Origin of the sequence: Ligilactobacillus agilis DSM 20509 (genome assembly GCF_001436215.1) — a bacterium.
Lineage (GTDB): Bacteria > Bacillota > Bacilli > Lactobacillales > Lactobacillaceae > Ligilactobacillus > Ligilactobacillus agilis.
Genome location: NZ_AYYP01000060.1, coordinates 43,962 through 70,683, shown reverse-complemented (window position 1 = coordinate 70,683; position 26,722 = coordinate 43,962). Strand labels below are relative to the sequence as shown.

General features: G+C 40.2%; 26 protein-coding genes and 1 pseudogene. 5 read left to right on the top strand and 22 right to left on the bottom strand.

The genetic code is table 11. From position 1 onward, the window contains the following. The 3 genes and pseudogenes from FC14_RS11135 to miaA all read right to left on the bottom strand — a co-directional run. Positions 1–306, bottom strand: a pseudogene (locus tag FC14_RS11135) (zinc ribbon domain-containing protein); the annotation flags it as partial. Then, entirely contained in the window at positions 302–373 is a 72-nt protein-coding gene (locus FC14_RS11130) for a hypothetical protein (protein ID WP_239460469.1), read from the bottom strand. The pseudogene FC14_RS11135 and the gene FC14_RS11130, both read right to left, overlap by 5 nt. 189 nt (positions 374–562) lie before the next feature. Next, positions 563–1,480, bottom strand: coding sequence for a tRNA (adenosine(37)-N6)-dimethylallyltransferase MiaA (gene miaA, locus FC14_RS06980; protein WP_056977081.1), 918 nt, complete (start codon positions 1,478–1,480; stop codon positions 563–565). 153 nt (positions 1,481–1,633) lie between these two features. On the opposite strand from miaA, the gene FC14_RS10400 reads away from it, so the two are divergent. Next, positions 1,634–1,810: a DUF3042 family protein gene (locus tag FC14_RS10400; RefSeq protein WP_082174178.1), complete on the top strand. Its 177-nt coding sequence runs from the start codon at positions 1,634–1,636 to the stop codon at positions 1,808–1,810. 82 nt (positions 1,811–1,892) lie between these two features. Here FC14_RS10400 and FC14_RS06975 read toward each other — a convergent pair whose 3' ends face one another. The 6 genes from FC14_RS06975 to rpmG form a co-directional block, all read right to left on the bottom strand. After that, positions 1,893–2,303, bottom strand: a complete 411-nt coding sequence (locus FC14_RS06975) for a rhodanese-like domain-containing protein (RefSeq protein WP_050611195.1) — start codon at positions 2,301–2,303, stop codon at positions 1,893–1,895. 66 nt (positions 2,304–2,369) lie between these two features. Then, complete coding sequence (locus FC14_RS06970; RefSeq protein ID WP_050611196.1) at positions 2,370–3,329, bottom strand: ROK family glucokinase; 960 nt, start codon at positions 3,327–3,329, stop codon at positions 2,370–2,372. Positions 3,330–3,343: 14 nt separating this feature from the next. After that, a complete protein-coding gene (locus tag FC14_RS06965) occupies positions 3,344–3,559 on the bottom strand; it encodes a YqgQ family protein (protein ID WP_056977018.1) in 216 nt (71 codons plus the stop codon). Positions 3,560–3,590: 31 nt separating this feature from the next. Continuing rightward, positions 3,591–4,253 (bottom strand): rhomboid family intramembrane serine protease, encoded by a 663-nt coding sequence (locus tag FC14_RS06960; RefSeq protein ID WP_056977017.1) that lies wholly within the window; start codon positions 4,251–4,253, stop codon positions 3,591–3,593. Continuing rightward, on the bottom strand, positions 4,237–4,806 hold the full coding sequence (locus tag FC14_RS06955; protein ID WP_056977016.1) for a 5-formyltetrahydrofolate cyclo-ligase: 570 nt from the start codon (positions 4,804–4,806) through the stop codon (positions 4,237–4,239). Before FC14_RS06955 ends, FC14_RS06960 begins: the two co-directional genes overlap by 17 nt. 95 nt (positions 4,807–4,901) lie before the next feature. Then, complete coding sequence (rpmG, locus tag FC14_RS10395; protein ID WP_082174179.1) at positions 4,902–5,051, bottom strand: 50S ribosomal protein L33; 150 nt, start codon at positions 5,049–5,051, stop codon at positions 4,902–4,904. 224 nt (positions 5,052–5,275) lie between these two features. Here rpmG and FC14_RS06950 point away from each other — a divergent pair, with 224 nt between their 5' ends. Further along, a complete protein-coding gene (locus tag FC14_RS06950) occupies positions 5,276–6,268 on the top strand; it encodes a D-2-hydroxyacid dehydrogenase (RefSeq protein WP_056977015.1) in 993 nt (330 codons plus the stop codon). Between the two features lie 88 nt (positions 6,269–6,356). Here FC14_RS06950 and FC14_RS06945 read toward each other — a convergent pair whose 3' ends face one another. Next, positions 6,357–8,444: a peptidoglycan D,D-transpeptidase FtsI family protein gene (locus FC14_RS06945; RefSeq protein ID WP_056977014.1), complete on the bottom strand. Its 2,088-nt coding sequence runs from the start codon at positions 8,442–8,444 to the stop codon at positions 6,357–6,359. Positions 8,445–8,669: 225 nt separating this feature from the next. Between FC14_RS06945 and FC14_RS06940 the strand changes: the two genes are divergently transcribed. Next, a complete protein-coding gene (locus tag FC14_RS06940) occupies positions 8,670–11,309 on the top strand; it encodes a YfhO family protein (RefSeq protein ID WP_056977013.1) in 2,640 nt (879 codons plus the stop codon). A 46-nt stretch (positions 11,310–11,355) separates the two neighbouring features. On the opposite strand, the gene FC14_RS06935 is transcribed toward FC14_RS06940, so the two are convergent. From FC14_RS06935 to FC14_RS06915, 5 genes are all read right to left on the bottom strand, one after another. Continuing rightward, entirely contained in the window at positions 11,356–11,874 is a 519-nt protein-coding gene (locus FC14_RS06935) for an adenine phosphoribosyltransferase (protein ID WP_050611203.1), read from the bottom strand. Between the two features lie 29 nt (positions 11,875–11,903). After that, on the bottom strand, positions 11,904–14,231 hold the full coding sequence (recJ, locus tag FC14_RS06930; protein WP_082618716.1) for a single-stranded-DNA-specific exonuclease RecJ: 2,328 nt from the start codon (positions 14,229–14,231) through the stop codon (positions 11,904–11,906). A gap of 13 nt (positions 14,232–14,244) precedes the next feature. Then, positions 14,245–15,054: an SDR family NAD(P)-dependent oxidoreductase gene (locus FC14_RS06925; RefSeq protein WP_056977011.1), complete on the bottom strand. Its 810-nt coding sequence runs from the start codon at positions 15,052–15,054 to the stop codon at positions 14,245–14,247. A 17-nt stretch (positions 15,055–15,071) separates the two neighbouring features. Next, complete coding sequence (gene rnz / locus FC14_RS06920; RefSeq protein WP_056977010.1) at positions 15,072–16,010, bottom strand: ribonuclease Z; 939 nt, start codon at positions 16,008–16,010, stop codon at positions 15,072–15,074. A gap of 202 nt (positions 16,011–16,212) precedes the next feature. Then, the gene (locus FC14_RS06915; protein ID WP_056977009.1) at positions 16,213–16,653 is read right to left on the bottom strand and encodes a hypothetical protein; all 441 of its coding nucleotides are present in this window, start codon (positions 16,651–16,653) and stop codon (positions 16,213–16,215) included. Between the two features lie 238 nt (positions 16,654–16,891). Here FC14_RS06915 and FC14_RS06910 point away from each other — a divergent pair, with 238 nt between their 5' ends. After that, positions 16,892–17,827: a diacylglycerol/lipid kinase family protein gene (locus FC14_RS06910; RefSeq protein WP_056977008.1), complete on the top strand. Its 936-nt coding sequence runs from the start codon at positions 16,892–16,894 to the stop codon at positions 17,825–17,827. Between the two features lie 64 nt (positions 17,828–17,891). Here FC14_RS06910 and FC14_RS06905 read toward each other — a convergent pair whose 3' ends face one another. After that, positions 17,892–19,760, bottom strand: coding sequence for an acyltransferase family protein (locus FC14_RS06905; protein ID WP_056977007.1), 1,869 nt, complete (start codon positions 19,758–19,760; stop codon positions 17,892–17,894). 153 nt (positions 19,761–19,913) lie between these two features. Between FC14_RS06905 and FC14_RS06900 the strand changes: the two genes are divergently transcribed. Further along, the gene (locus tag FC14_RS06900; protein ID WP_056977006.1) at positions 19,914–20,207 is read left to right on the top strand and encodes a hypothetical protein; all 294 of its coding nucleotides are present in this window, start codon (positions 19,914–19,916) and stop codon (positions 20,205–20,207) included. On the opposite strand, the gene FC14_RS06895 is transcribed toward FC14_RS06900, so the two are convergent. The 6 genes from FC14_RS06895 to dltA form a co-directional block, all read right to left on the bottom strand. Continuing rightward, positions 20,204–21,082 (bottom strand): alpha/beta hydrolase, encoded by an 879-nt coding sequence (locus FC14_RS06895; protein ID WP_056977005.1) that lies wholly within the window; start codon positions 21,080–21,082, stop codon positions 20,204–20,206. The two genes, FC14_RS06900 and FC14_RS06895, sit on opposite strands and share 4 nt — an antisense overlap. A gap of 1 nt (position 21,083) precedes the next feature. Continuing rightward, complete coding sequence (locus FC14_RS06890; protein ID WP_056977004.1) at positions 21,084–22,361, bottom strand: PTS transporter subunit EIIC; 1,278 nt, start codon at positions 22,359–22,361, stop codon at positions 21,084–21,086. A 130-nt stretch (positions 22,362–22,491) separates the two neighbouring features. Beyond that, complete coding sequence (dltD, locus tag FC14_RS06885) at positions 22,492–23,742, bottom strand: D-alanyl-lipoteichoic acid biosynthesis protein DltD (protein WP_056977003.1); 1,251 nt, start codon at positions 23,740–23,742, stop codon at positions 22,492–22,494. Further along, on the bottom strand, positions 23,742–23,972 hold the full coding sequence (gene dltC, locus FC14_RS06880; protein ID WP_050611213.1) for a D-alanine--poly(phosphoribitol) ligase subunit DltC: 231 nt from the start codon (positions 23,970–23,972) through the stop codon (positions 23,742–23,744). Before dltC ends, dltD begins: the two co-directional genes overlap by 1 nt. A gap of 30 nt (positions 23,973–24,002) precedes the next feature. After that, positions 24,003–25,199 (bottom strand): D-alanyl-lipoteichoic acid biosynthesis protein DltB, encoded by a 1,197-nt coding sequence (gene dltB, locus FC14_RS06875; RefSeq protein ID WP_056977002.1) that lies wholly within the window; start codon positions 25,197–25,199, stop codon positions 24,003–24,005. Next, on the bottom strand, positions 25,199–26,710 hold the full coding sequence (gene dltA / locus FC14_RS06870; protein WP_056977001.1) for a D-alanine--poly(phosphoribitol) ligase subunit DltA: 1,512 nt from the start codon (positions 26,708–26,710) through the stop codon (positions 25,199–25,201). Before dltA ends, dltB begins: the two co-directional genes overlap by 1 nt. Between the last annotated feature and the right edge of the window lie 12 nt (positions 26,711–26,722).

Below are 26,722 nucleotides of genomic sequence, written 5' to 3'. Positions count from 1 at the left end.
ACGGCATTTTCGTCTCGCTCCATAACTGCCCCGCACTCATAACAAATATACTCGTTATGTTTTGTGTTTCTTGTTGCCGCCAAGCCCGACCTTATCTTCACCAGTCTTAACATGACCACAAGCAGAACAGCGCTAGGTACTTGGATAGTAACGATCCGCTAAGATTAACTCCTTGCCATACCATTTACACTTATATTTTAAAACTTGCTTGAAATAGCCAAACATTGACCGGTGTAAGCCTTTAGACGCGACGTGACTCATCTGCATCTGCTTAACCGCTAAATCTTCAATGGCAATGCGGTCATAATAAAGCTAAGCCTTGATTCCAACAATATCTACGATAATCACATAAATCATCAAGAACTTGTTTCATGGTTTCGTTAGGATCCAGTCTAACTTTTTGTACGCGTAGCATTAAGCCCACCTCCTGTTACAGAGATGATAACACTTTCTTAATCACAATCAAAAACATAAGTTCTAAAATTTATCAATCCTACATTTTTACTTTCTGATTGATTATAATTCTATTGATTTCTACAATATTCTATATTTTTGGTAACAGTTAAACTACCTCCTCAATCAATTTCATTATTGCCGCTTCTTGCTGTGGATGTTCAATCAAATCAAACCACTTAACATCCATCTTGTTACGAAACCAGGTTAACTGGCGTTTAGCATAGCGTCTTGAGTTACGCTTAATCAACTCAACGGCCCGCTCATAAGAATACTCCCCTTGAAAATAAGGATAAAATTCCTTATAGCCAATCCCTAAAGCTGCAGGCATCTCCAGATTGCCATGCTCATACAAGCTGCGGGCTTCTGCTTCTAACCCGTCAGCTAGCATTAACTCAACCCTGTGATTAATCCGCTCATAGAGGACCGTACGCTCAGTCGTTAACCCTAACACCAACGGTTCAAAACTATTTTGAGCCTCATCTTCTTGACTAGAAAAAAGTTTACCCGTTTTACGATAAACTTCCAAGGCTCGAATTACCCGCCGCACGTTATTAACCGGAATTTTTGCCGCCGCCTTAGCATCTACCGCAGCTAATTGCTGCCATAAAGCCTGGGTTCCATGAGCTTTAACATACTCCTCCAGTTCAGTTCTAATTTCGGTTTCCTCATAATTATCCTGACCTAATTGATAACCATCCAAAAGCGCCTGCACATAAAAGCCCGTGCCCCCAACAATTAAAGGTAACTTACCCCGTTGCCAACAATCCGCCATGATTTGCTTGGCTTCTGAAATAAACTCCGCAACCGACCACCTTTCATTGACTTCACGACAATCGATTAAGTGGTGTTTAATTCCTTGCATTTCAGTTGGCTTGATTTTAGCCGTGCCAATATCTAGGCCCTTATATACCTGCATCGAATCTCCCGAAATAACTTCGCCATTAAATTTTTGGGCAATCCTTAAGGACAAGTCAGTTTTTCCAACTGCTGTCGGCCCTACGATAACCACTAGCTTATTTTTTATTTTTATCACTCCCTTAACCGGTTCAATCACTTTTATTATTGTAACATTTTCTTACCGGTGAAACTTTATTATTTTTCGACCTTTAGACTAGCTATTTTCCCTTAAATCATTCATAATAATTAGTGAAGAGTGGTATTTAAGGAGGTCTTTTTGATGAAACTTTTTGGTAAAGGATTTTTAGTAGGCGTTGCAACTACCCTTGGCACCCTAGCCGGTTTAGCATTCGCATTTAAGAAGACTGTGGTTGAACCAATCGAAGAACGCGAAGCAGAATTAGACGAACACCGTCGCCGGGCCTTGCGTAAAAGTCGCTCAGCTCACCAAGGCTAATTGTTTCACAGCCTAAAAAGATGCCCTAACTAACCGAAATACTCGGCTAGCTGGGGCATCTTTTAAGTCTAATACTTAATTTTTATAGTTTTGCCTTTTTAATCTTGCCATCCCACTTAGCAAAACCACCGTTTAGGATAACAATCTCTTTAAAGCCTGCCTTGTGTAATTTGGCAGCTGCCCTGATACTAATACTCTTTCCTTGATCGTAGAGGTAAACGGGCATATCCTTGCGCAAACTTCCTTGATATAACTTAAATTGACTAAATGGCATGTTACGCGCCCCTAAAATATGGCTAGCCTTAAAGCTATCTGGTTCCCGTAAATCAATTAACTGCGCCTTCTTCATCCCCGCCTTGAATTCATCTTTTTCAACAATCTTAGCCACTTTCTTTCCTAGCAACCAGGTATAAAGTTGCACTCCTAAAATCCAGGCTAAAATGATTATTAAAATTATATCTAATACGTATAAAACGTTAATTGCACCGACCATTATTTTATCACCGCTTCTTTCTTAAAATATAGCAAAAAAGAGGCTAACTAGCCTCCATTGAAAGTTTTACTTAAAAGCCAAAGCTAAAGAGGCTGCACCAATTACCCCAGCTTCATTCCCAAGTTCAGCTAATTTCAACTTGGTTGAAGTCTTAACTGTTGGGAATGCAAATTTTTGGAAGTAATCTTCCACTTGGTTCAATAAGAATTTACCGGCAGCAGACACCCCACCACCAATCACAATGTAGGCTGGGTTAGTGATTGCACCTAAGTTAGCAGCGGCTAAGCCAAGGTAGTAGCAAACTTTGTCAACAACCATTGCGGCTAGGGTATCCTTTTCTTTTGCTAAATCAAAGATAATCTTGGAGCTAATTTCTTCACCATCATCAAGCATCCGCTTCAATTCAGACTTACCTGCAAATTCTTCAGCCATATCGCGAGCTACCCTAACAACACCCGTTGCTGAAGCATAGGTTTCCAAGCAACCTTTGTTACCACAAGTACATAGGTAACCATTAGGTTCAACGTTAATGTGGCCAATTTCACCACCGGCACCCATTCCGTGAATCATTTGACCGTTGGCGATAATTCCACCACCGACCCCTGTTCCTAAAGTCATGAAGACAACGTCGTCAGCGTTGTTACCTGCACCCTTCCAACGTTCACCTAAAGCAGCTACGTTAGCATCATTGTCGATTGCAAACTTAATGCCAGTTCCAGCTTCAATCGCAGACTTCACATCTTGCTTTGTCTTCCAATTTAGGTTATAGGCACCAATAACAGTCCCTGCCTTAATATCGACTGTCCCTGGAGTTCCCATTCCAATGCCGATAAATTGTTCTGGCTTCATGTCGTATAAAGCTAGGTGGTGGTTAATTGAATCGATAATATCTGGAACAATGTGGGCTCCGTCATCTAAAATGTTAGTTTCCACACTCCATTTTTGTTGAATTTCACCTGCTGCTGTTAAAATCGCAAACTTAATAGTTGTCCCCCCAAGGTCAACTCCAATCAACTTTTTGTCCATTATCTATTCCTCCATTATTTTAATTTCTCTTGCTCACGCTTTTCTTCAATACGATGTTCTCGGGTCAAAACTAACTTAGCTTGTACAAAAGTTGGTTCATCGATTACTTGAGCCTGCCTCAAATAATCGAGTTCCAAGGCCATTAATTCAATATCCCACATTCTTTTGCCAACGTAAACATAAATTCCAAATTTTTTAAGTAATTGCTGGACATCGTATAGGGTTTTCATAAATGCAACACCTCTTACATTATAAAGGATATTAAATCAGATTAAAACCGCTATAAAGCATTAATCCAAAAATTACGATTAACGCTCCAGCCGCCGTAATCCTTTTTAACTTCGAAACACTTCCAACTTTAGGTACTCCCAGTACATAGGCAATCAAAAAGCCACCAAACAAGCCACCTAAATGCCCTGCTAAATCAATGTTACCAAAAAAACCAAAGGCTATATTCAAAATTACCAGCGCCAAAAACTGGCGGGACATCAACCGAATATAAACGTTCTCTCTAAAGGCTTCCCCCAACATTAGGTAAGCACCAAATAAACCAAATAAAGCAGTTGAAGCTCCCGCGGAAACACTATTTGGATTGAAGACAAAGCTAGCTATATTCCCACACAAACCACTTACTAAGTAAATTAATAAGTAACGACTAGCACCAAATAAATATTCAATCTGCATTCCAATAAAGTAAAGAGTTACCATGTTGACAACGATATGGGTCAAACCAATATGGATAAAAACCGGAGTAATTAACCGCCACCATTGCCCCATTAAAATATACTCATTTACCTTAGCACCGAATTTGATTAAAACTAAAGGGTTAGTGCTCCCCCCTGCTACAGTCATTAGGATGTAGACCACGATATTTGCAACAATCAAGCTAATCGTAACAAGCGGACGTTTAATTTGCACGTTTATTTTCCTCCAAATTAATCACTTCTTGAACTTGAATATCCGTTGGTTCAACTTCCCACTGAACTTGCGTAAAGTAGCGGCTCTTATTAGCTAAAGCGATGGTTTGGCCAGAATAATCCGCTAAATAACGATCAAAAAAGCCCCCACCGAAGCTGAGTCGGTCGCCTGTAGGCGTGTACGCTAATCCCGGAACTACAATTAAATCTATCTGGTCTTTAGCTAGCTGGTGATAGTTGGCCGTCGGTTCCAAAACCCCAAATTTACTTCTTGTAATTTGAATTTCAGGGGTTAATTCTACAAATACCATCTGCCTTTTAGGTAGAGTTTTAGGCACGCATACCCGCTTACCAGCTTGAAAAGCAGCCATAATCATCGGTTTAGTATCTAACTCCTCTGGCTGGCTGAGTGTTAATGCAACCACTTTAGCTTCCTGCCACTTTTTAGTTGCAAACAACTTCAAATACAAAGCCAATTCTTCCCTTTCTTTTTGCCAGGTATCAGCTTGATCTATCAGTCGTTGCCGTTGTTCTTTTCGAAATTCCACTTTGGTCTGCATGCCAAACATCCCTCCCTAAAATAAAAAAGGCTGAGAAAACACCTTTCCCCAGTCCTTTACGCAATTAAATCATCAAAGCTAATCAATGATAGTTATTATTTAGTTTCACGGTGTAATGTAACTTTACGATCGCGTGGGCAGTACTTCTTTAATTCTAAGCGATCTGGGTTGTTACGTTTGTTTTTGCTTGACAGATATGTTTGTTCATGGCATTCTGTGCATTCTAATGTAATGTTTACACGCATGTTTCTAACCTCCAAACTACGTAGCGTATATATTCAAGTAGGCATACTTCTGCCTTCAACGTTTATTATCATATCATCTTTTATATGCCTTTTCCAGTCTTTTTTCTTAAAATGTTAAGGATTTTTCCTTGATACCTTTTTGATTGATAAATTCCATCTTGTACTAGCTTTCCTAAAACTTTTAAGCTATAATCAAATAAAAATTAAAATAAGGTGTGATTATCATGACTAAAATTCTAATGTTATCTGTTAGACCCGACGAACAAGCTGCCATTAAAGCTTGGCAAGACCGCCATCCTGGCGTAGAAGTTACTACGGCCGCTTGGGAACTAAGAGCTAGCACGGTTGATCAAACAGCCGGCTTTGACGGTCTCGTTATCCAACAACGCTACAATATCGAGGCTGAGGTCTACCCTAAATTAAAAGCTTTGGGCTTCAAGCAAATTAGTGCGCGTACCGCTGGCTTCGATGTCTTAGATCTTAATTTAGCTAAGCAAAATAACTTAGTGGTCACCAACGTTCCAGCTTACTCACCACGCTCAGTCGCAGAACTCGCCTTAGCTCACACATTACGCTTAACTCGAAATTTGGAACTTTTCGATGACCGCGCAAGCCGCCAAGATTTCCGTTGGGCTGGTCTTCAAGCTAAAGAAATTCATTCACTAACCATCGGAATTATCGGGGCAGGTCGTATTGGGGGCACAGCTGCCCGTCTCTTCCATGCCTTAGGCGCTAAAGTTATCGCTAATGACTTGGTAGAAAACCCTGAATTAAAAGACGTGCTGACTTACCTCCCGTTTGAGGAAGTCTTAAAACAAGCTGACGTTGTTAGCTTGCACGTTGACTTAAACGAAACCACTCATAACCTAATTGATGAACACGCTCTTAGTTTAATGAAACCTACCGCCTTTTTAGTAAATGAATGTCGTGGCCCGGTGGTTGACACCGACGCTTTAATTAACGCCCTTGAAAATAAACAATTAGCCGGGGCCGCCTTAGACACACTAACCGGCGAAGAAAACTTCTTCAACTTCAACCTTGAAGGCCAAGCTCTTCCTAGCCAACAATTGGTCAAACTACGAGCAATGCCTAATGTTGTCATCACCCCCCACGTTGGTTTTTACACAAACATTGCAGTTCAAAATATGGTTGACATTAGCCTTGATTCTGCCCTAGCTGTCCTTGAAGGCCAAAAGCCCACCACACAAGTTAATTAATTTTTAGCTAAAAACGCACGGCTCCAAATCAATGAGCCGTGCATTTTTTATACTTATTTTGCTTTATTAGTAACTACCATTAGATTTTCTAGTTACCTTCATTACTACTGTCCGTAAAACCTTCCGTTGTAATTACATCCTTCCAAAATGCTTCGTAGGTTTGCTTAGCAACAGACGCAACAACCGAACTGCTACTTGAAGTCCCCATTCCTGGGAAAACAACTGCCATCGCTACTTTAGCATCTTTAGATGGACCATACATAATCAAGCTATTAGTAATGGTTTCTGCTGTTCCGTGGAAAGTTTGGGCCGTCCCAGACTTAGCGGAAACTTCAGGTTTCAAACCAGCGTAGGCACTCCCTGTTCTAAGTGACATTGATCCGTGTACCACTTGGTAGAAACCATTTTGAACAACGTTCCACTCTGCCCCAGAGGCGGAATAAACATTCAACACGTTAGGCTGGGCCTGGTAAACCGTCCGCCCTAATGACCCGTCCGCGTTACTCTCACGAATCGCCTCTAAGACGTGGGGTTGTAAGCGGTAGCCACCGTTGGCTATCATCGAAACATACTGAGCTAATTGAATGGTCGTATAAGAATCGTAGTTCCCAAAGGACAAGTCTAACGCCTTACCTATATTGGCCTGGTTAGAAGCACCTGCATACCCTAATCCTTCACCTGGGATATCGATTCCCGTTTTAACCCCAAGACCAAACTGATTAAAGTTTTGCCGGAGCTTATCAAAAATTGACGAGGGCATTGACAAAGCCCCACCTGGTACATACTTATAGCCAGCTTCCATCATTGTCAGTTTCATCATATACGAGTTAGACGAAACTTCTAAGGCTTGAGTAGCGGTTAGCGACATCCCGGAACCACCCGTTTTATTAAACCAAGATGTTTTAGGCGCAGTCCCCTTTAACTTAATTGGTTCATCGTAGAGACTATTATTAGTAGGGGTAATTACTCCTGAAGTCAACCCGCCCATTACTTGGGCCCCCTTGACAACGGACCCCATAACAAAGCTTTGGTTAATCGTCCCCAAGGCATTGGAGGTTACCTTCCCGGTAGATAAGTTACGACTAACTCCCGCTAGGGCATAAATTCCACCTGTATTAGGATTAATAACAACTACATAGGCACCAGGTGCATACGGATTGCTGCCCTTAATCCCATTGAAGCCATCCTCTAGAAACTTTTGTACCTCATTTTGAAACTTCTCGTTAATGGTTAAAACAACGTTATCGCCCTTTTTACCACCATATTTGGTAGTTTCCTTCAAAATCTTTCCATTTTGGGTTTCCACGTCAATTGTCTTTCTCGTTCCCTTTAAAATGTCTTCATAGCGAGATTCAAGGTAACTAGAGCCGACACTATCATTTCGTGAATAACCCTTGGCTAGTAACTGGTTGATTGAATCATCCGGTAAACCGGTTTTTTCATTAGTTACCGTCCCGATAATACTTTTAACGGAAGTCCCATTAGGATAATCCCGGCGCCAGCTAGTACCGATTTTGACTCCGGCCATTTCCGACAGATGTTCGCCAACTTTAGCCATTTCTTTGTCAGTAACACCCTCTGTTTTTAAATAAACAGTTGACAAGGCATAAGCCCCACTCATCTTACTATATAAAAGGGCAATTTCCTTTTGGGTTGGACTTAAACTACCATACAACTTGTTTTTCTTAACGTAATCCAACTGGGCCTTATATAGTGCTGACGGTGTCATCTTAGCCGCCCCAGGAATATGTTTATTGACACTTTTTTCATGTTGGGCTAGATAAAAATCAGCCTTATTGGTTGCCGTTAAATTTTTAGTTGGGACGCTAATAAAAGCGGCTAAATCCTTAGCGACTGCATACATTTCTTTATTAGTAACATTTAGTGGCTTGGTGTAGGTGATTGCGCGCGCAGACTTATTACTTACTAAAACTTTACCGGTTGAATCATAAATTTGCCCTCGCTGAACATTTTGAGTCTCAGTTTCCGTTTCACTGCTCGATACCTCGGATTCAAACATTGTTCCATGTAAAATTTGCAAATAAGCTAACCGGCCAATTAAAGCCGCAAATAAAAGAAACACAATTAAAAATAGGAAGTTTAACCTAAACGGAATTACCGACTTTTTTTGCTTGCGTTTATTATTGGTTTTTCTAACCTTTCTAAAAAATTCCAAAATAATTGCTCCTATCCTTTGCTAAGAGACTGTCATGCTTCTCTCAATTCGATTTTAACTAACAATTATCGTACCACAAAAATGGCTTGTACGGGGGTAAAGATTATTCTAAAAAAGCTTATATTTAAATTAATTTAGCCCTTCCTGCTATTTCAATCTATGTAAACTAGCTAACACATATGCTATAGTTAGTAACTAAGGACTTATTATTTTGAGGTGTTGATTATGCAAAAGGTTCGTTCTTATTTCAAGGAACACTACCCCCTCTTACTTAGTTTTTGGGGACCGCTTTTATTAATGTTAGGCTACTTCATCTTCCGTAAGATGTATCCTTTCGGAACTAGTAGCATTTTAACAGTCGATATGGGCCAGCAATACGTTGATTTCTTTCAATTCTTTAGGAGGACCCTCCTAACTGACCCTAGCAATTTCTTTTATAGCTTCTCTAAAGCCATCGGCGGCGAGATGCTAGGCGAATGGGCTTACTACCTTTGCAGTCCGTTCAACCTGCTAATCTTACTTTTTCCTGGCAAAAGTATCATGGCCGGGATTATCGTTATCACACTGTGCAAGTACGCCTGTGCCGGTTATTGCTTTGGCCGCTTGTTACTCAAAAGAAAGATTCAAACCGGAATTTTAGTACCAACTTTTTCCACCGCTTATGCTTTTATGGGCTGGGCAGTCGCTAACCAACTCAACCTCCTATGGCTCGACGTCCTTGTCTTCTTACCCTTAATCATATTAGGACTCTTAGATTTAATGGACACCAACCGGGGTTATGCTTACACTTTTTGGTTAGCCGCCTTATTATTTATTAACTATTACATGGCTTACATGGTCTGCTTGTTTTTAATCCTCTTTTTTGCTTGGTATGCACTTACTTCATTTACCGACGTTAAAAAACTTGGCAAACAAGTTGGACTGTTTGTGCACCGCTCACTCTTAGCCGCCGGCCTGGCCGCCTTCTTGCTCATCCCAACTTTTATTTCGTTAAAGGCAAGTAAGGGCCAATATACGACTCAAACGATTCATTTTAAATGGGAGTATTTCCCACCAAAAATGTTAACCAAGTTAGTCTTGGGTGCCTTTGACTTTAAGCAAATGCCATCTGGTTATCCTAATATTTTCGTAGGTAGTTTGGTCTTATTTGCTTTTTTGCTCTTTTTCTTTAACCGCCGGTTTAAACTTAGCAGTCGTCTAGCCGCCCTGGCTCTCACTGGCTTTTTACTTGTTTCTATGTGCTTTGAACCACTAGATTTAATGTGGCATGGTTTTCAATTTCCAGTTTGGTACCCCTACCGCTTCTCCTTTTTACTATCGTTTTGGATGGTATTTTTAGCAGCTCAAGCCTTTAATAGTCCAACATCCAGTCCAAAGTGGTGGCAAATTTGGGGCTGCTTTTTCATAGAGGCTGGCATTTTAGGTTACAGTTATACCGTTATGAAAAAGGTCTCTTACCTTAATCGAACTGTCTTAATTTTTTCCGCCCTATTTGCAGTGGCAACCCTACTCTTGTTGTCTATTAAACCGACTAAAACGAAAAACTTACGCAACCTTTGTTTATACCTCCTTGTTTTAGGAGAATTAGTTGCTAACGTTTGTTTTTCCTTAAATAATATCAGTTACCTTACCGCTAAAGAGTATAGTAACCCTAGCCAAGCCCTGACCCAAGACGCCCAATCCGTGCATAAACTTGACAACAGTTTTTACCGCACGGGTCAGACTTATAGTCGGACTCGAAATGATGGTCTAGCCCTTAACTTCAACAGCGGTAGTTACTTTAGTTCTGCTCTGGAAAAAGCGATTCCTGACTTTTATGGCCAAATTGGTAATCCTGATGGTGATAACTACGTCAGTTACTCAAATGGAACCTTAATTTCAGATAGTCTCTTGGATATGAAGTACTTCTTCAATCAAAAGGACAGTTCCGAACTTGAGCATAAAAGTGCCGATTTGAACTTGGCTGCCCTAACAGAAAAGCAGGACTTAAATCTCTATCGGTTGGTAAAAGACAATGTTTATAGTCGGATTTATCAAAATCCTTATGCTAGTGGGATTGGCTATTTAGCCGGTCCTAGTCTTAAAAGCCTACCTAGTCTGTATGATGATCCGGTTACCTACCAAACAAACTGGCTTAATGCTGTTACTAACACTTGGCCTACTACTAAGTACTTCACCGCTAAAAACTTTAATGAAGTTGTCTTCCAAAATACTAGCCAAACCATCAACCTAACCGGGGCAACTTTAAAGCGAAAAAAAGCCAATGCGGATGCCCAGGTTATTTTTAAGTTTGTACCTCAAACTAATAATTCATATTACCTAACTTTAGGAACTGGTCTCAACAGTGACAACGTTTCATTGTTCATCGGTAATCGGCCCCTTAGCTATTACAGCACCTTCCGCCACACTACGATTGTCAATATTGCCAACCACGCTAAGGGTCAAGAGATTGTTATTACTGCTCGCTTTAAAAAGCAAACCCTAAGCCTAAACAACTTTGTTCTTTACGAGCTAAACAATCCATTGGTTATCTCTAAATTAAAGCAGGTTCAAGCCCATTCCTGGCAGCTGAAACAATTTAACAACAGGAAGTTAAGCGGAACTATCACCGTGCCTAACAAAAATCAACTCTTCACCACTACTATTCCTTACAGCCAAGGTTGGCAAGCAAAAGTAGATGGAAAAGCTGTTAAAACTTTTAAGGTGCAAGGCATCTTCCTTGCCCTCAATCTTCCTAAAGGTAAACATACCGTTAGCTTAAGTTACTGGCCCCCTTACTTTAACCTCGGGCTAGCATTAAGTATCTTAAGTCTAATTCTAATATTTATCCCTACCTTACTAAAAAGGTTCCTCAAACAAAACTAAAGAAGCTCTCCTCGCTAGTAGAACTAGCTTGAGGAGAGCTTCTTTATTAATATTCCATCAAGGTTAACACGTCATAACCCTTCAACCTATCGCGGCCATTTAGTTGCTTTAATTCAATCAAGAATGCACACCCAACGACTGTCCCGCCTAATTGTTCAACTAAATCAATCGTTGCTCCAATTGTTCCCCCAGTTGCCAATAGATCATCTGTAATTAATACCCTTTGACCAGGTTTAACAGCATCTTTGTGCAAATATAAAGCAGAAGTTCCGTATTCTAAAGTATATTCGGCTTTAACCGTTTCCCGAGGAAGTTTTCCCTTCTTACGCGCAGGGGCAAAACCTACCCCGAGCTCATAAGCAACCGGACAACCAACAATAAAGCCTCGTGCTTCCGGCCCAACAATCATGTCAACATTTTTATCCTTTGCAAATTGAACAATGCGATCAGTTGCTTGGCGATAAGCTTCACCATCTGCCATTAATGGAGATAAATCCCGAAAAATAATGCCCTTTTCAGGGTAATCTGGAATACTTGCAACATAATTATTTAAGTCTACTGCCATTAACTTTTTTCTCCTTTAAATATCCAAGCTTAATGCTTCAAAAATTTAGTCAAATATTGCGTTAAACTCGTAGAATTACTGAAAAGCAGGGTCGATTCCGCCTGCATTCTCAACTTGCGTGCTTGGTAACACTCAGCATTTTCTAACGCTTGTGCTTTAACATTCGGCACGTAATTCATCAATCCATTTTCTATTTTAACAAATCCTAATTCAAAAAACACCTGTAAGATGAAAATCAACAGCTCCCTGCGAATTTTTAGGTAGTTGGCTAACTCATCTAACCGTTGATAAATTGCTACGTTTTTATGACTAGCACTAAAGCGGTAAACAAGGGCAAACTGCTCTCGCGTTGGTAGTCCTAGTAGATAAGCATTATCTTGTTGATAAAATAGCAAGTAAAGCTTAGCAAACTCTAGTCTAGGCAACAAGGCTTCTAACTGGGTTAACGACTGCGGACAATCTACTAAATATAGCTCCTGGGCTTGGTAGGCATCATCAATTTCAGCAGCCAGTAGCGCGTTAGCCCCACTAGGTAAGAGTGGCGTCACCTTTTCTTTTAACTTAGCATCAAAGAAGATGTAACTAGCAACCTTAGTAAATAAAGACTTGCGTAGCTTGTTAGTTCTTTGATCAATAATTACCCCCTGACTCTTGTCTTGGTCAAGTTCTAAATCCTTAATCATGATTTGAAGTGAGACTTGGTTGCGCCACTTATTTTCGCTTAGCGTACCAACGAAGCGCAAAGCCTCACTATGCGCCACGATTGTAGTTACAGCTTGGTTACCCAAACTAAAAGCCACCCCGCTAATGCTTGGGCCTGCTCCACTCCCGCTTAATTCTAAGCGCAAATGATTATTTTCCTTACCAATCGCCTTAGCTGCAAGCGAATCATAACCTGTAATTAAAAAGAGTGGTTCCTCATTTTCAGTTCCAAACGGAGCCAGGGATTGCAACTGTTGGTAAAATGTCGGGGTAATTTGTTCCAACTTTAGTTCAGCATCAATATGCAAGGGCTGCTTGGTTTGGGCCGTCAATCCTTGAGTCTTAGCCTCAGCATTTAACTGAACTTGCAATTTAGGTAAACTAGCTTCAGCTATCGTTAGACCACAGGCCATCTCATGCCCACCAAATTTATCTAACAAATCACGTTGGTGGTCTAAAGCCGCAAATAAATCGAAGCCAGCCACTGAACGGCCAGAACCTTTAGCCAGTCCAGCTTCATTAACACTTAAGACTAAACTTGGTTTACCCGTCTCTTCTACCAACCGACTCGCAACGATTCCCAACACACCTTCGTGCCACCCGCGCTCATAAACTAGGTTTATGGCATTAGTGTCGTTAGCTGCTACCTTAGCCAGTGCTTGCGCGGTAATCTGTTCCACTAGCTCTTGGCGTTGCTGGTTATAAGCTTGGCAACTAGCTGCCAGTTGGTTAGCGGCAGTTAGCTCTTCAGTTGTCAGAAGTTCCACTCCTAATTTAGCCTGCGCAATCCGTCCTAATGAATTCAAACGGGGCGCCAACTGAAAAGCTATTGTTTGTTCGGTTAGCTCTTCTGGATTTAATTGTGCCAACTCATAAAGCGACTTTAAACCTAGACGTGGATTAGTTCTTAAAACTTCTAAGCCATACCTAACTAATAAGCGATTTTCCTTAACCAAAGGAACTAAATCAGCCACTGTTCCTAGCGCAACCAAGTCAAGCATATCACTAGGAACCTCGTCTAACAGAGCAGTTGCAACCTTAAAAGCTACTCCCACTCCAGCTAACCCACCAAACGGGTAATTACCTTTAGGGTGCCTTGGGTGGACAAGCGCATAGGCTGCAGGTAAAGTTGGTGGCAATTCATGGTGATCAGTTACTACCACATCAACGCCCTGGCTATTGGCATAATCAATCGCCTCATGACCAGCGACCCCATTATCAACGGTCACAATGAGCTGGGCCCCCGCTTCTATTAAACGCTGATAGGCAGCTTTATTAGGACCGTATCCATCCTTAAATCTATCAGGCACATAGTAACTTACATCTGCACCTAATTGTTCTAAAGTAGAGTACATTACAGCCGTAGCGGTTATTCCATCAACATCGTAATCTCCATAAACGACTATCTTTTCTCCAGCAAACGCCGCCGTTTGGATTCGTTCGACTGCCTTATCAATATCATAAAGCAAAAACGCATCATTTAGCTCAGAATCACTAGGATGGATAAAATTTTCAATCGCGGTAGCCGTTTGATAGCCGCGACGATATAAAATCTGAACTAAAGTTGCATCTAGTTTTGTTTCAGCGGCCAACTTAGCTATCACATTTTTATCAAGCTCTGCTTCTATTTGCCATTCATATTTGGAAGTTAACAACCTATCACCCAACCTATTTCTTATTAAAAATTCCACCAGCTAAATAGTCACCTAAAGTAGGAAAGGCATTATATAGGTGACTAGCTATTTCCATACTATACGGTAGATTCACTTCACGCTTATTGGTACCGATTGTCCTAATAACCTTCTTAGCCACCATTTCCGGTTGCAATACAATTTTATCTATACTCTTAAGATAGTTACCGGTTTTATCGGCTTTCTCAAAAAATGCCGTTGCAATTGGCCCCGGGTTAACTGTCGTTACCATAATTCCCAGTGGTTTTAACTCCAGGCGAAGCGCATTGGAAAAACCTAAGACGGCAAATTTAGTAGCTGAATAAATAGTTGATTTAGGAGTTGCTATCTTGCCAGCCATGGATGCGATGTTAATAATCGCCCCCCGGTGTCTCTTAGCCATCCTAAGCGCAGTATATTTACTCAAATAAATTAAACCTAAAACATTAATCCGAAACATTGATTCAATCGTCTGTTCATCAATTTGCAGTAAGTTTTCCATTAAACCAAAGCCAGCATTGTTAATCAAAACATCAATCGGACCAACATTGGTCTCAACCTCTGCTAAAACTCTCTCAATTTGATTTGGGTCTGAAACATCTAAGGTATATGCAAATGCCAATCTCCCCGAAATCTGCCGACAATTAGCTACCACCTCTTGCAACTTATCTAGTCTCCGGGCACAGGCCACCACAATTGCGCCCTTGCTAGCTGCTTGATAGGCTAACTGTTCACCTAAGCCCCCGGAAGCCCCAGTAATTACTACTACCCTATTGCGGAGATTTTTTAACTCTTTATATCCAGCCATAATTCCACCTTCTTTACTTAACTTTTGGGAAACGGTACCTCAATCACATCGAAATCCTTGACAACTCTACTGTTAGCAAAGACGCTCTTTGCTTCTTGTTCTAATTGCTTAACAAGTGGGCCAACATACCGGGCAGAAATATGGGTTAATAGCAACTGTTTTACCCCTGCATTTTTGGCCACCTTGGCTGCCTGCAAAGAGGTTGAATGATAATAACTGCGGGCTAACTTTCCTTCACCCTTGCCAAAAGTACTCTCATGTACTAATACGTCTGCATCCTGGGCTAACTCACTGATACTTGCCGTTTGTCTGGTATCACCTAAAATGGTCACAATGCGGCCTTTTTTATCAGGACCAAGGTAATCTTTCCCATCCACGATTCGTCCATCATCAAGGGTGACAACCTGGCCAGCCTTCAACTGACCGTAAAGTGGGCCAGCCGGAATATTTGCTGCTTGTAACTTAGCAACCAGTAATTCACCCGGGTAATCCTTTTCTACAATCCGGTAACCCACGCTAGTAATCCGATGTTCCAGGTACTTAAAGGAAACGACAAACCTATCGTCTTCGTATAATACCCCTTCTTTGTCAAGTTCAACAAAGTTGATTTTATAAGATAATTTAGATTGTGAGATTTTCAAAGCACAATTAACAAATTCCTTAATGCCACGCGGACCATAGATTGTCAATGGCCCCATTTGGTCTCCACCTTGAAAAGACCGACTACTCAAAAAGCCTGGCAACCCAAAAACATGATCTCCATGTAAGTGGGTTATGAAAATCTTATCAATCTTCCGAGGCCGGATGTTAGTCCGTAAGATTTGGTGCTGGGTTCCTTCACCACAGTCAAATAACCAAATTGAGTTCCGTTCTTCTAATAATTTTAGCGCAATGCCTGTAACATTACGAAATTTAGCAGGCGATCCTGCCCCTGTTCCTAAAAATTCAAGTTCCATTGTCTAATTCCTATTCTAATTTACGCAAAGTAAATAATTCTTTATACGCTCAAGAGCGCAAACTATATCAATTTTATTCTAACATTTTTTCTCAATTAAGATAAAGGGCTTTTTACTTTTCCAAGTAAAAAGTCGTAGTTATAAAGAAAGTTGTCCTTCTTTATAACTACGACTTAACAATAATCGTGCTAGTAAGCTTTAATTAGTTTACAGCCACCTTGCTTTGGTCAAGCGCTATAGCTGCTTTTTGTGAAACTAACCCCAATTGTTCACTAGTGGCCTTTAAGCTAAGTTGCTCTTTCTTATTCAACTGACTGATTTGATCTTGATAGCTTGTTACTTCTTGGTTCAAATCAGTTACTTCAGCTTGTAATTCAGCAAGCTTTGACTTAGCATCAGCCTTTGACTTAGCATCTACTTCATTAGTTGCCTTAGCTGTCATCGCCTTTAAAGCTTCAGTCTTATTAGTTAATTCTTTCACTTTAGCTTGTAAACGTTTTTGTAAAATAGCCACATTTTCACTATTATTATTGGTTGTAGTTGTTTGCAAAAAGTCAGCAGCTACAGCCTTCTTGCCTAGAGTACCGAATGTTATTAATCCAAATCCTAAAAAACAACAGATAATAGTCTTTGTTATTTTCATAATTATGTACGATGTCCTTTTCTTAATTTGTATCTATTTCACATTAGCGATTAGAATCGTCAAGAATCATTTTAACTCTTATCCTTAATAAAGTAAATCCTTTTTTCGACAATCCTTCAATTAATTTAAACAAAAATAGCTAAACTTTAGACTTTATTTTTTCCTAATTTTTATGGTATTTTTTAATAATAGGTATTTTAATTGAAATTAACTTGAGTATTTAGAAAGAAGTGATGACATGTCGCCGCACTATCACTTTATCATTAACCCTGTTGCGGGAAGTGAACATGCTAAAATAGTTTGGCCAAAACTTAGACAGATTTTACAGACACGTAATATTTCTTACAGCTTTGATGAAAGTCGTTATCCCGGCCACACCGAAAAACTTTGTCGCCAATACGCCCTTAACCATCCCCAAGCTGTAATTGTTCTTTTAGGTGGAGACGGAACTTTACATGAAGCTGTCAACGGATTACATAAAGAAACCAAGGTTAGTGCAACCTTAGCCTATATTCCCTGTGGCTCTGGTAACGACTTTGCTAGGGGACTTTCCATTCCAGCCGACCCAGTTAAAGCTTTGGATAGAATCTTGGCGGCTAAAGCTCCGCGCCTGGTCGATATCGGCCATTACACAGAAAAATTCCGCAATGAATCAGCCTTTTTTACCAATAACATTGGCATTGGCTTTGACGCCCAAATTGTATACTTGACCAACCATTCTCCCCTTAAGAAATGGTTAAACAAATACCACCTCGGCTTTCTTTCCTATGCCGCCCTCTTTTTTAAGGCCTTAAAAAAGCAGCCCACCTTCAAATTAGAGGTAACCAGCCCTAAAGGTCACCAAGTTTTTGAACAAGCCTTTTTATGTACCACCACTAACCATCCTTATTTTGGTGGCGGGGTTAATTTAATGCCCACGGCCAAAATAAATGACGGTAAATTAGACTTGGTTGTTATCGAAAAAAAGCGAACTTGGCCTTTTTTAAGATTATTTTTATTAATGATTTTACCCGGCCATTTTCACATCTTTTCACGCCGAGTCCACCACCTCCAGGCTCCCAAGCTTAAGTTAGCCGTCTCTTCAGCCGAGCACGGTCAAGCCGATGGGGAAGAGATGGGGACTAAGCCATTTGAAATTAGCTTTTCCATCAACCAGCAAGCTTTCTTATACTAATGTAAATAACGACCGCCTGAAAACACATCTAGCGATATGCTTTCAAGCGGTCGTTATTAATTTATTACTTTAAAATCTTTCGCGCCACATAGTTAGCGTAATATGGCTGCCCCTTAACATTAGGGTGAACCTGATCATTATAGAACCATTCAGAGTGATTACGACTGTAATTATACCAATCTATGATTGTTAAGTTATGGTATTTTTTAGTAGCCTTAGTCAAAGCATTGTTTACCGTATTTTGCCAACTCTTAGTTGGAACGTAGACGTTAACCCAGTAAACCTGCCGGTCACCTAAAATAGCCATAATCTCTGCTAACTGGTTATCGTTAAAAGAACCATTTGTCCCTTCCACTAATAGGACTACGTTGGCTAACTTACCATTAGCGGCTAATGATTTCAAAACAGGAATTGTATCGTAGACTTGCCGCCCCACCTTACCATCCACATACATTTGGGGGAAGATTTCCGTTAGCTTAGCCGAAGTATCGGCCAAAACAGAATCACCAACCGCAGTAATTTGTAACGTTTGCGCTTTAGCCAACTGTTGCTTGGTTAAGCCCGTGGTCAGCTGGAAGTCCTTAGGAGACTGAGAAGTAGCAGCCTCATTAATATTTTTAGAGTCTTTAGTAGCTTTTTTAGTAGTTCCTATCTGCTTATTTTTTTGGGCTGCCTGCTTAGTGTTTTTAGCAATGGTTTCTTGGAGTTGTTTACTCTGCTCAGAGCCAGGATCTCTAGCCGGTAAAAACATTCCCACCACTGCCGTCACGATTACGATAACTGGCACTACCAACAGCCATTTTTCTTGAGACTGTTTGCGAAGCAAACCTTTTAAATCAACCCCCAAGCGCCGGTAATTATAACGCTGTAGCGGCCTTTCTATATAGCGATAAGATAAAGCACTAATCACTACAATCAACAAAATTTCAATCAGCGCATGGATAAGGGGATGGTTACCGACTGCAATCTTACTTTCGTAAAAAATCATTACCGGATATTGGTAGAGGTAAATTCCGTAAGAACGTTTTCCCAACCAAGTAAAGACCTTATTAGTAAACAAGCGGTTCATATCCGCCCCTGGATGAGCTACGGTTGCAATAAAAATCATCGCAACTAAAGAAAATAAAAACATTCCGCCCCTATAAATCGTAGCGCTTTGTGAATCCATCTTGAAAAAACAAGTTAAAATAATTGCTAAACTAATCAAGCCTACCACGTCAACCATCAAACTTAAGCGGCGATCAAGCTGCCGTTTTAAGGCGGTGCTTGGCCAGATAAAGGCTAAACTAGCCCCTAATAAAATAGAAAAAGTCCGGGTATCGGTTCCGTAGTAAAGCCGTGATGGGTCAATTCCATCATGGTAGATAAACGCCATAGCCAAGGCAGATACCCCAGCTAAAACAAATAGGATATCAAAAATCTTAACCCTCTTTTTAATAAAGGTTAAGGCTAGAATAATTAATAGCGGCCACAAAAAGTAAAACTGACCTTCAATCGATAAGGACCACAGGTGCGTAAATGGTGATTCGCCCCCAAACTTGTCAAAGTATGACTCGTGGTGAGCAATTTGAAACCAATTATAAACATAAAGAAAGTTACTAATCACTATCCCCTTAAGGTTAGTCAATAAATTTCGTTGAAAAACCGTGATGTAAGCCGCAGTCGTTAGCACCATCGTTACTAAAGCAGGATATAAGCGCCTTATTCTGCGGAGATAAAACGCCTTAACATCAATTTTGCCGTATTCATCCCACTCTTGTAAAAGTAGGTCAGTTATTAGGTAACCTGACACTACAAAAAAGATAGGCACCCCTAAGAAGCCACCTGGCATCGTAGCTGGCAAGATATGATAACAAATGACTCCGATTACCGCTAAAGTTCTAATTCCATCGAAACCTGTGATGTAACGGCTGTGCTTTAACCTTCTATTCATACTTTACGTGTTTGTGTAAAACACCTTCCCCCCTCTTATCAGGAATGACTCCCATTCATTATACTCATAAACTTCAACTTGGTTCAATAGCCTAACTAGAGTTAGGGCCACTTTTATTCTATAATTATTTCCAAAGGAAAGGAGCTGTTGCATTTGTTAGTCAAAGATTTTTTAACTGCCACTAAAGGCATCGATTACTCACGGGAATTGTTTTGGCAAGCTCCGACCAAGCAACTGATTCCGTTGGCAGAAATTATTGTTAACTCTGATAGCGTCTTACTTATAGCAGATGCCACCCTCCAGCTTCCTGCCTTAACACTACTGTCGGTTCATAATGACTTAGTCCAAATCTCCCAATCTCTACCTATACTTTTAAGAACCGCGACTAAGCCCAAGCTGCATTTTTACGGTTACCATCTCCAAAATAACCAACTAATCATTCGCTAATTACGGTTGTCGCTTTGATTAGGGCCAGGGTTAAGTTTTCCTTTTCCATCTAAAGTGTGTTTATCCAAGATATACTCTGTAATCAAGCTAACAATCTGCTTATTTTGTGGCAAACTAGAATGTTGCGCATCCACTCCAGTTACAGTTATCTCCGTAAAAGACTTGACTTGGTTTTGGTAAACATATTTACCAGCCTCCACACTATCTAGTGGAACCAAGCCATCAGATTCATAATTCTGAGTTCCGGCGACTGAATAAACAATTAAATTACTAGGTAGATTCACTTTATTTTTGATAAAACTAGCTAACATTTGTGTTTTGTTGGCCGTTGATTTTTCAGCGAAGTTAAACGGTGACCCAATCGTCATCAACTTTTTTATTTGAGCATCATCTTCATTAAAATACTTTTCTAAAAAGGCCGTGTAAACTAAGCCACCATTAGAATGACCGATTCCCTTAAAATTATTGAAATCATACCTGTTAGTCAAAGCCGTAAACGCCTTATTAAACATCTTAGCTTGTTTTAAAATGTTGTCATAGCCATCATGGTTATTTTCAAAGCCGACCACAATGAACGGCTCGTTATCTTTAGGGTTAATCTTACCTTGATAGGTAATTTTACCGCTATTCCAAACCTTGACCTTAAGTAGACTGTGCTTCTTAAAACTTTGCTTATTTATCAGTGAAACTAAACTATCAAAGCGATTTTCAGTAGCCGAACTGCCTGGAATCATGATAATCGGCGACAATTTTGAATTATGCCACTTGGTCAAATTAGCGACATTATCCTTAGTCCAAAAATAGGCAGGCCAGGCTAAGGCTAGAATTAATAAAAGTGAAAATAGTAAACTGGCAATATTCTTACGTCTCCGCACGTTAAATCCCCCCAGTCAATTTACAACTAACGGCATCTGCTACTTTTACAAACGGGATGTAAAGTAACACATCTATCCCCAAAAGTACTATTCCTAAAACTAGACTACTGATGCTGGCATTAGTCCCAATATAAGCCACCAGCACCCCAGGAGTCCCCACAGGAACAGGGTAGGTTAAAACTGTAATCAGCTGCCATTTGATGGCTAAACTAGCAATCAGCATGTTAAAACAAGGAGCTAGCACAAAAGGAAGCAGGTACAGGGGATTAAATAGCAGGGGCAGGCCAATCATTAACGGGCTATTAACGTTAAAGAAGACTGGCAAAAATGACCAGCGACTTACCCGCAAAGCCCGGTGACTATTGCTAACAAGACTAATTGCAATTAGGAGTGCTAAGGTGGCCCCAACTCCTCCAAACATTCCAAAGGACTGATATAAGGTTGTCACCGTGTATTTATAGGGAACATTGACTGCTGAACCATGACTTAAAGCATAGTTTAAATTATCCAAATACTTCTGATCACCATAAACAGTCCCGATGGTATTATAGGGCCCACTTAAACCTAACCAGTTTAAAAGGTTACTAATGATTCCTAACCCAACTACCGTCCCCACCCGGTCTTGATTATCAGCAAACGCTTCCATACCTGCAAAAAAATTGGTAACTGCATCTTGGCCGCTAAAAAAGGCCACCGCCAAATTAAATAATAGGCATAATAATAAGGCCAGCGTAATTACTGGTAAGGCTGCAAATGCACGAGCCAAGACGTCATCAGTCCGCTCAACTTGTCTAGCAGTTTTTTTACCTAATAAGTTAAATAAGTTGCCAACTAAACAACCTACTAGTAAGCCCAATAATAATCCCGGCGTCCCCAAGAGTGCCCAGTTAAAATTCAAGCGCCCAGTTCCATCAAGGGGCCTTATTACCAAAATCAAAAAGCAAACCAGGCCGGTCAACCCTGCCATTGCTCCATCCTTATGCAGGTATTTGGCCTGATAATTAGCAACTTGGTAGGCCGCTAACAAGGCACTAATTCCTAGCGTAAAAAAACTTAAATTCGTAAAAAAATAATAAATTTTCTCAAACGCCGGCACCTTATCACTCAACTGAAAAATACTATTCAAAAAACCTGTTTGGGAAAACACACTCTGCGCTAAAATTTGCATAAAACTTCCCAAAAGAACGAATGGAAAAATCATTACTAACGTACGACGGACAGCTTTTATTGTTGGTTGTTCCTTTTTTTGCGCCATCCAAGCTACCAATTTTGTTACCATAGCTACACCCTACTACATCAAATACAAGCTACTGAATAAATTATGTCCTAACTCGTAACAACATAGTCTTTCCTTTCTCAATTTAATTGCTAAAAAAGCCAACCAAGAAACCTTGGCTAGCTTCATTAATTTAATAATCCCCTTGCAGGTTTTGCCATTTTTGGCTATAGAAATAATCATTAATCCGATAACTTGGTGCAGGTTGCTTTTTAGTCAAGAAGGGCTTAACAGCTTGATCTAATTTCAACCAACCACGCCACCCCAAGTGAATCGTATCTTGCATAAAGTATTTTTCGCCCCCATCTTTAGATAAGTCAACAATATTGTTAAAACCTTGACTTTGAAGTTGGTACTTAATTTTATTATCAAATTGGGCTAACATCTTTAAAGATAAGCCCGTATACTGAGACCATTGTCTATTGACAGGGGGAATGACAAACAATACGTCCGTTTTATCTAAGGCAAACTGATTTAAAACTAATTCAAAATCACTATACTCAGGGGAGGCTAAGTAGTTAAACTTAGCTTGTCTACCCTTTAGCTGCCGATAATTATCCTTGAGCCGCTTATTCCAAAATCTATCACTGATGCGGAAAGGATTGTTGCCTGTCTTCTTTTCACCAATTTCCATCGCCAGTTTATCTAAGTGTTCAACAGAATACTCAGCCGGTAATTGTTTAGCAGCCTTGGCTAGTTTTTGGGTCCGCAAATTCATATGCAAACTGGAGAACAATTCGTCTTCCCTACTTAACTCATTATACTTTAGCTTAACATATGTCAGCTGACCTTTACTCAAAGCTTGCCCTTGAGCAATTGTATCCACGGCATGTGCGATTCTTTCATCCGAGTGAACAGATGGCATCATCAATAAGCGTTTAGCTGCGTGCCTATTCATCACAGTTGGCTTAGCTGTTTTCAACCAGGTAACTGCTTGCAAGTTTGAATAGTAATAAGAAAAGGCATTCTTATCAATTCCCTGTTTTGTAAACCATTGGGGGGAAATGATAAAGACAACTTTTTTATGGCTAATTTCTGAGTTAATTCCTTGCATTGCAAAAAAATGAGATAGGGACTGAGAACCTGCCGCTCCTAACAAGAATGGCCGGTAAGGGCGCTTATATTTAGCCGCTAGAACTGCGGGATGGAAGGGATCCATCCGTGACAATTCAGATGAGCCCATAAAGGCAACGTAATTCTCAGACAAAGCCGCCTGTTTAATTGCGTTCCCCTTGAAAATATTAGCACTTTGAGAAATTGCTGCTCCAGGCAAGACTTCTTGATTCACTTTTAACTTATAGGGAGTTACCAAGAAAAGCAATAACGCTACGATAGCAATTACTGCTGGTCCTAAGATTAGCCATAGTCTCTTTTTCAAACTCATTATTTCATAGCTTCTACTTTCGCAATAATTTTGTTAGGAGTGTCCCATTCACTACGTTCAAATTCAGAAACTGGCACTTGAATACCACATTGATTATCCAATTCGAGTAACATTTGAACTGTCCCCATTGAATCCAACAAGCCGTTGTCAAACAAATTAATGTCTAAATCTTGTTTTACTTCTTCGCTACCTGTTAAATCTACCAAAATATCTAAAACTGTATCTTTCATCTTAAATTACTTCCTTTGTTCAAAAATTAATTATTTAAAAAATAGTTTATCTAGAAAACCTGAGAAAATCAAAAAACTAAAACAAACAACGTTAAAGGTTACAAATATTCCGATATACTTAGTTAGCCAATTACTTGGAATATGTGCTTGGTGCTTCTTTTTAAACCGTAACCACATATCACAGATGATAATGGCGCTAGCATGAAATAACCCGTAAACGATATAATACCAAGTTAACCCATGCCAAAAACCCATTATTAAAAATAGGGTTAGGTAACCTAAATTGGTCAACGCAATCTTGCTTTTAACTAACTTCTTTTTCATCAAGAAAAAGACTAAGCGCATGTAGATATAATCCCTAAACCAAAATGACAAGGTCATGTGCCACCTATTCCAAAATTCTTTGATATTTTTGGAAATAAACGGCCGGTTAAAGTTCATCGGAGTTTCAATCCCCATTAGGTAGCTAGTCGCAACCGCAAAGAAGCTGTAACCCGCAAAATCAAAGAATAAATCCATTGAGTATACGTAGGTATAAGCGATTAGGTATTTAGAAAAGCCCCCGTGAATTAAAGCCAAGTGTGCTACTCGAGGTTCCAACACACTCCCAAAATAGTAGGCTAGTAAAAACTTATAGAGAAAGCCTAAAAACAAATACCACACTGCCTTTTCAAGCAACTGCAGGTACTTACTTTGGCTTGGAATTTGGCGATAATCTTTGATGAAGCGCCGGTAACGATCGATTGGACCGGAAGAAATAGTTGGGAAGAACAAAATAAAGTGTAACACTTCTAATAACTTTAATTCCTTAATTATTCCATCCCTAGTTTCCATAATCATTCCAACTACCTTAAAGGTTAGGTAACTGATTCCTAAAAAGCCCAAAAGCGAATTTCTCCCCGCCATTATCGCAGGCGTTACTTTAACAATTACCAAGGGGAGAATTGCCAAGCAAACAGTCAAAACAAAGACCCACGTCTGATTGTGTTTGCGGCGGTACTTTAGGTAGGCAAAAATTAATCCGACTTCAAAGAGTACATAAATTATCAGTGCCACTCCCTGCTGCCATTTATCGGCATCAAAGATTAAAAATAAGAATATTAGCGAAATTGCCGTTTCATATAGGCGCCACCTTTTGCCCAACAGCAGACCGACTACAATGGGAGCAAGCCCCAAGAGTAAGTAAACAAAATAAACTGGATTAGCATATGGTTGTAAGTTTGGCATTAGTTATTGACCTCTTGCATCAATGATTTGCGGTCAATCTTCCCATTCATGGTTAACGGTAATGAATCTACATACTTAAACCTTTGCGGAATCATGTAATTCAAAGTTGTCTCTGCTAATTCCTTTTTAATCGCTTGGGTTAGGGCTAATTCAGTTGGGTAGTCATTTTTTTCGGCAACCACGTAGGCAATTAATTGATTTACCTTATGGTCTTTATCATATTTAGGCACCGTGGTAGCTTGATTAATTAGAGATACCTTGTCTAAATGATGGTCAACTTCTTCTAACTCAATTCTAAAACCATGCATTTTAACCTGGAAGTCTAACCGCCCTTTATAAAAGAGAAGCCCTTGATCGTCGAACTGTCCTAAATCCCCCGTCCGATAGGCTGCTTTTCCTTGGTATTCAACAAAGGCATGAGCTGTCTTTTCTGGATTATTAAGATACCCCTTAGAAATCCCTGGCCCAAGCAATAAGATTTCTCCTGGTTGACCAACTTCAACAGGCTGCAAATCGTTATCCACTAACACGATTTCGCTTTCTCTTTTAACATAACCGATAGGTAGGCGCCCATAGTTATCTAAAATTTCCCGGGAAATTTCAACCGCACTAATTGCCACCGTTGCTTCCGTTGGACCATAAGTATTATAAATCTTAGCCGCAGGGAAGCGTTGCTTCAACATTGCCGCTGTCTTGTGGGTCAACTCTTCTCCACAAAATAGGAATGTCTTCAGTGCAGGTAAATGTTCTTGGTCAAAGGTTGGTTGCATTAAGCAAATATCCATGAAGGAGGGAGTTGAAACCCAGGCGTCCAATGATAATTTGGGCAAGGCCGCAAATAATTCCTTAAAATTATCGGTTATTTGGCGAGGTAAGACTGCTAACTTACCACCCATGCTTAAGCTTGGATAGATACTCATTACCGATAAGTCGAAGGAATATGGAGCCTGCGCAAGAAAAGTTGCTCCTGACTCCAAGCCAAAATCCAATTGCATCCACTTCACAAAACTTGCCAAGTTATCATGACTTATTTGAACCCCTTTAGGTAAACCAGTCGTCCCCGAAGTGAAGATAATGTAGAAATTTTCTGCCCCACTTACGTAATGGTCCTTAGCAATCGGCGCTACCATCTGCTCTAAGATTCCTGCTAGTTCGGTTGGTTCAATTACAGGAATCTCCACTGTCAATTCAACTTCTTCCGCCTTCACACAAGCAACAGGTTGGGCAATTTGATTGATGATTTCTAGTCGTTCCTTAGGTGAATGTGAATCTACCGGAATATAAGCATGGCCCGCCTTAACACATCCCAAGAAAGTAGCTAACGTGGCAAATTCTTGCCCACCATAAACCATAATGGGACCAGCGCTCAAGTTCATTGTTAGTAACTTATGCGCCACTGCATCAGAGGCTTGTTTTAATTGTTGGTAAGTATATTCTTGCCCTAAGTAATCGTAAGCTAAGCGTGTAGGTTCATTTTGAGCCCACAAATCTATTTGCTCAATTAAATTCATAATCTGACTCCT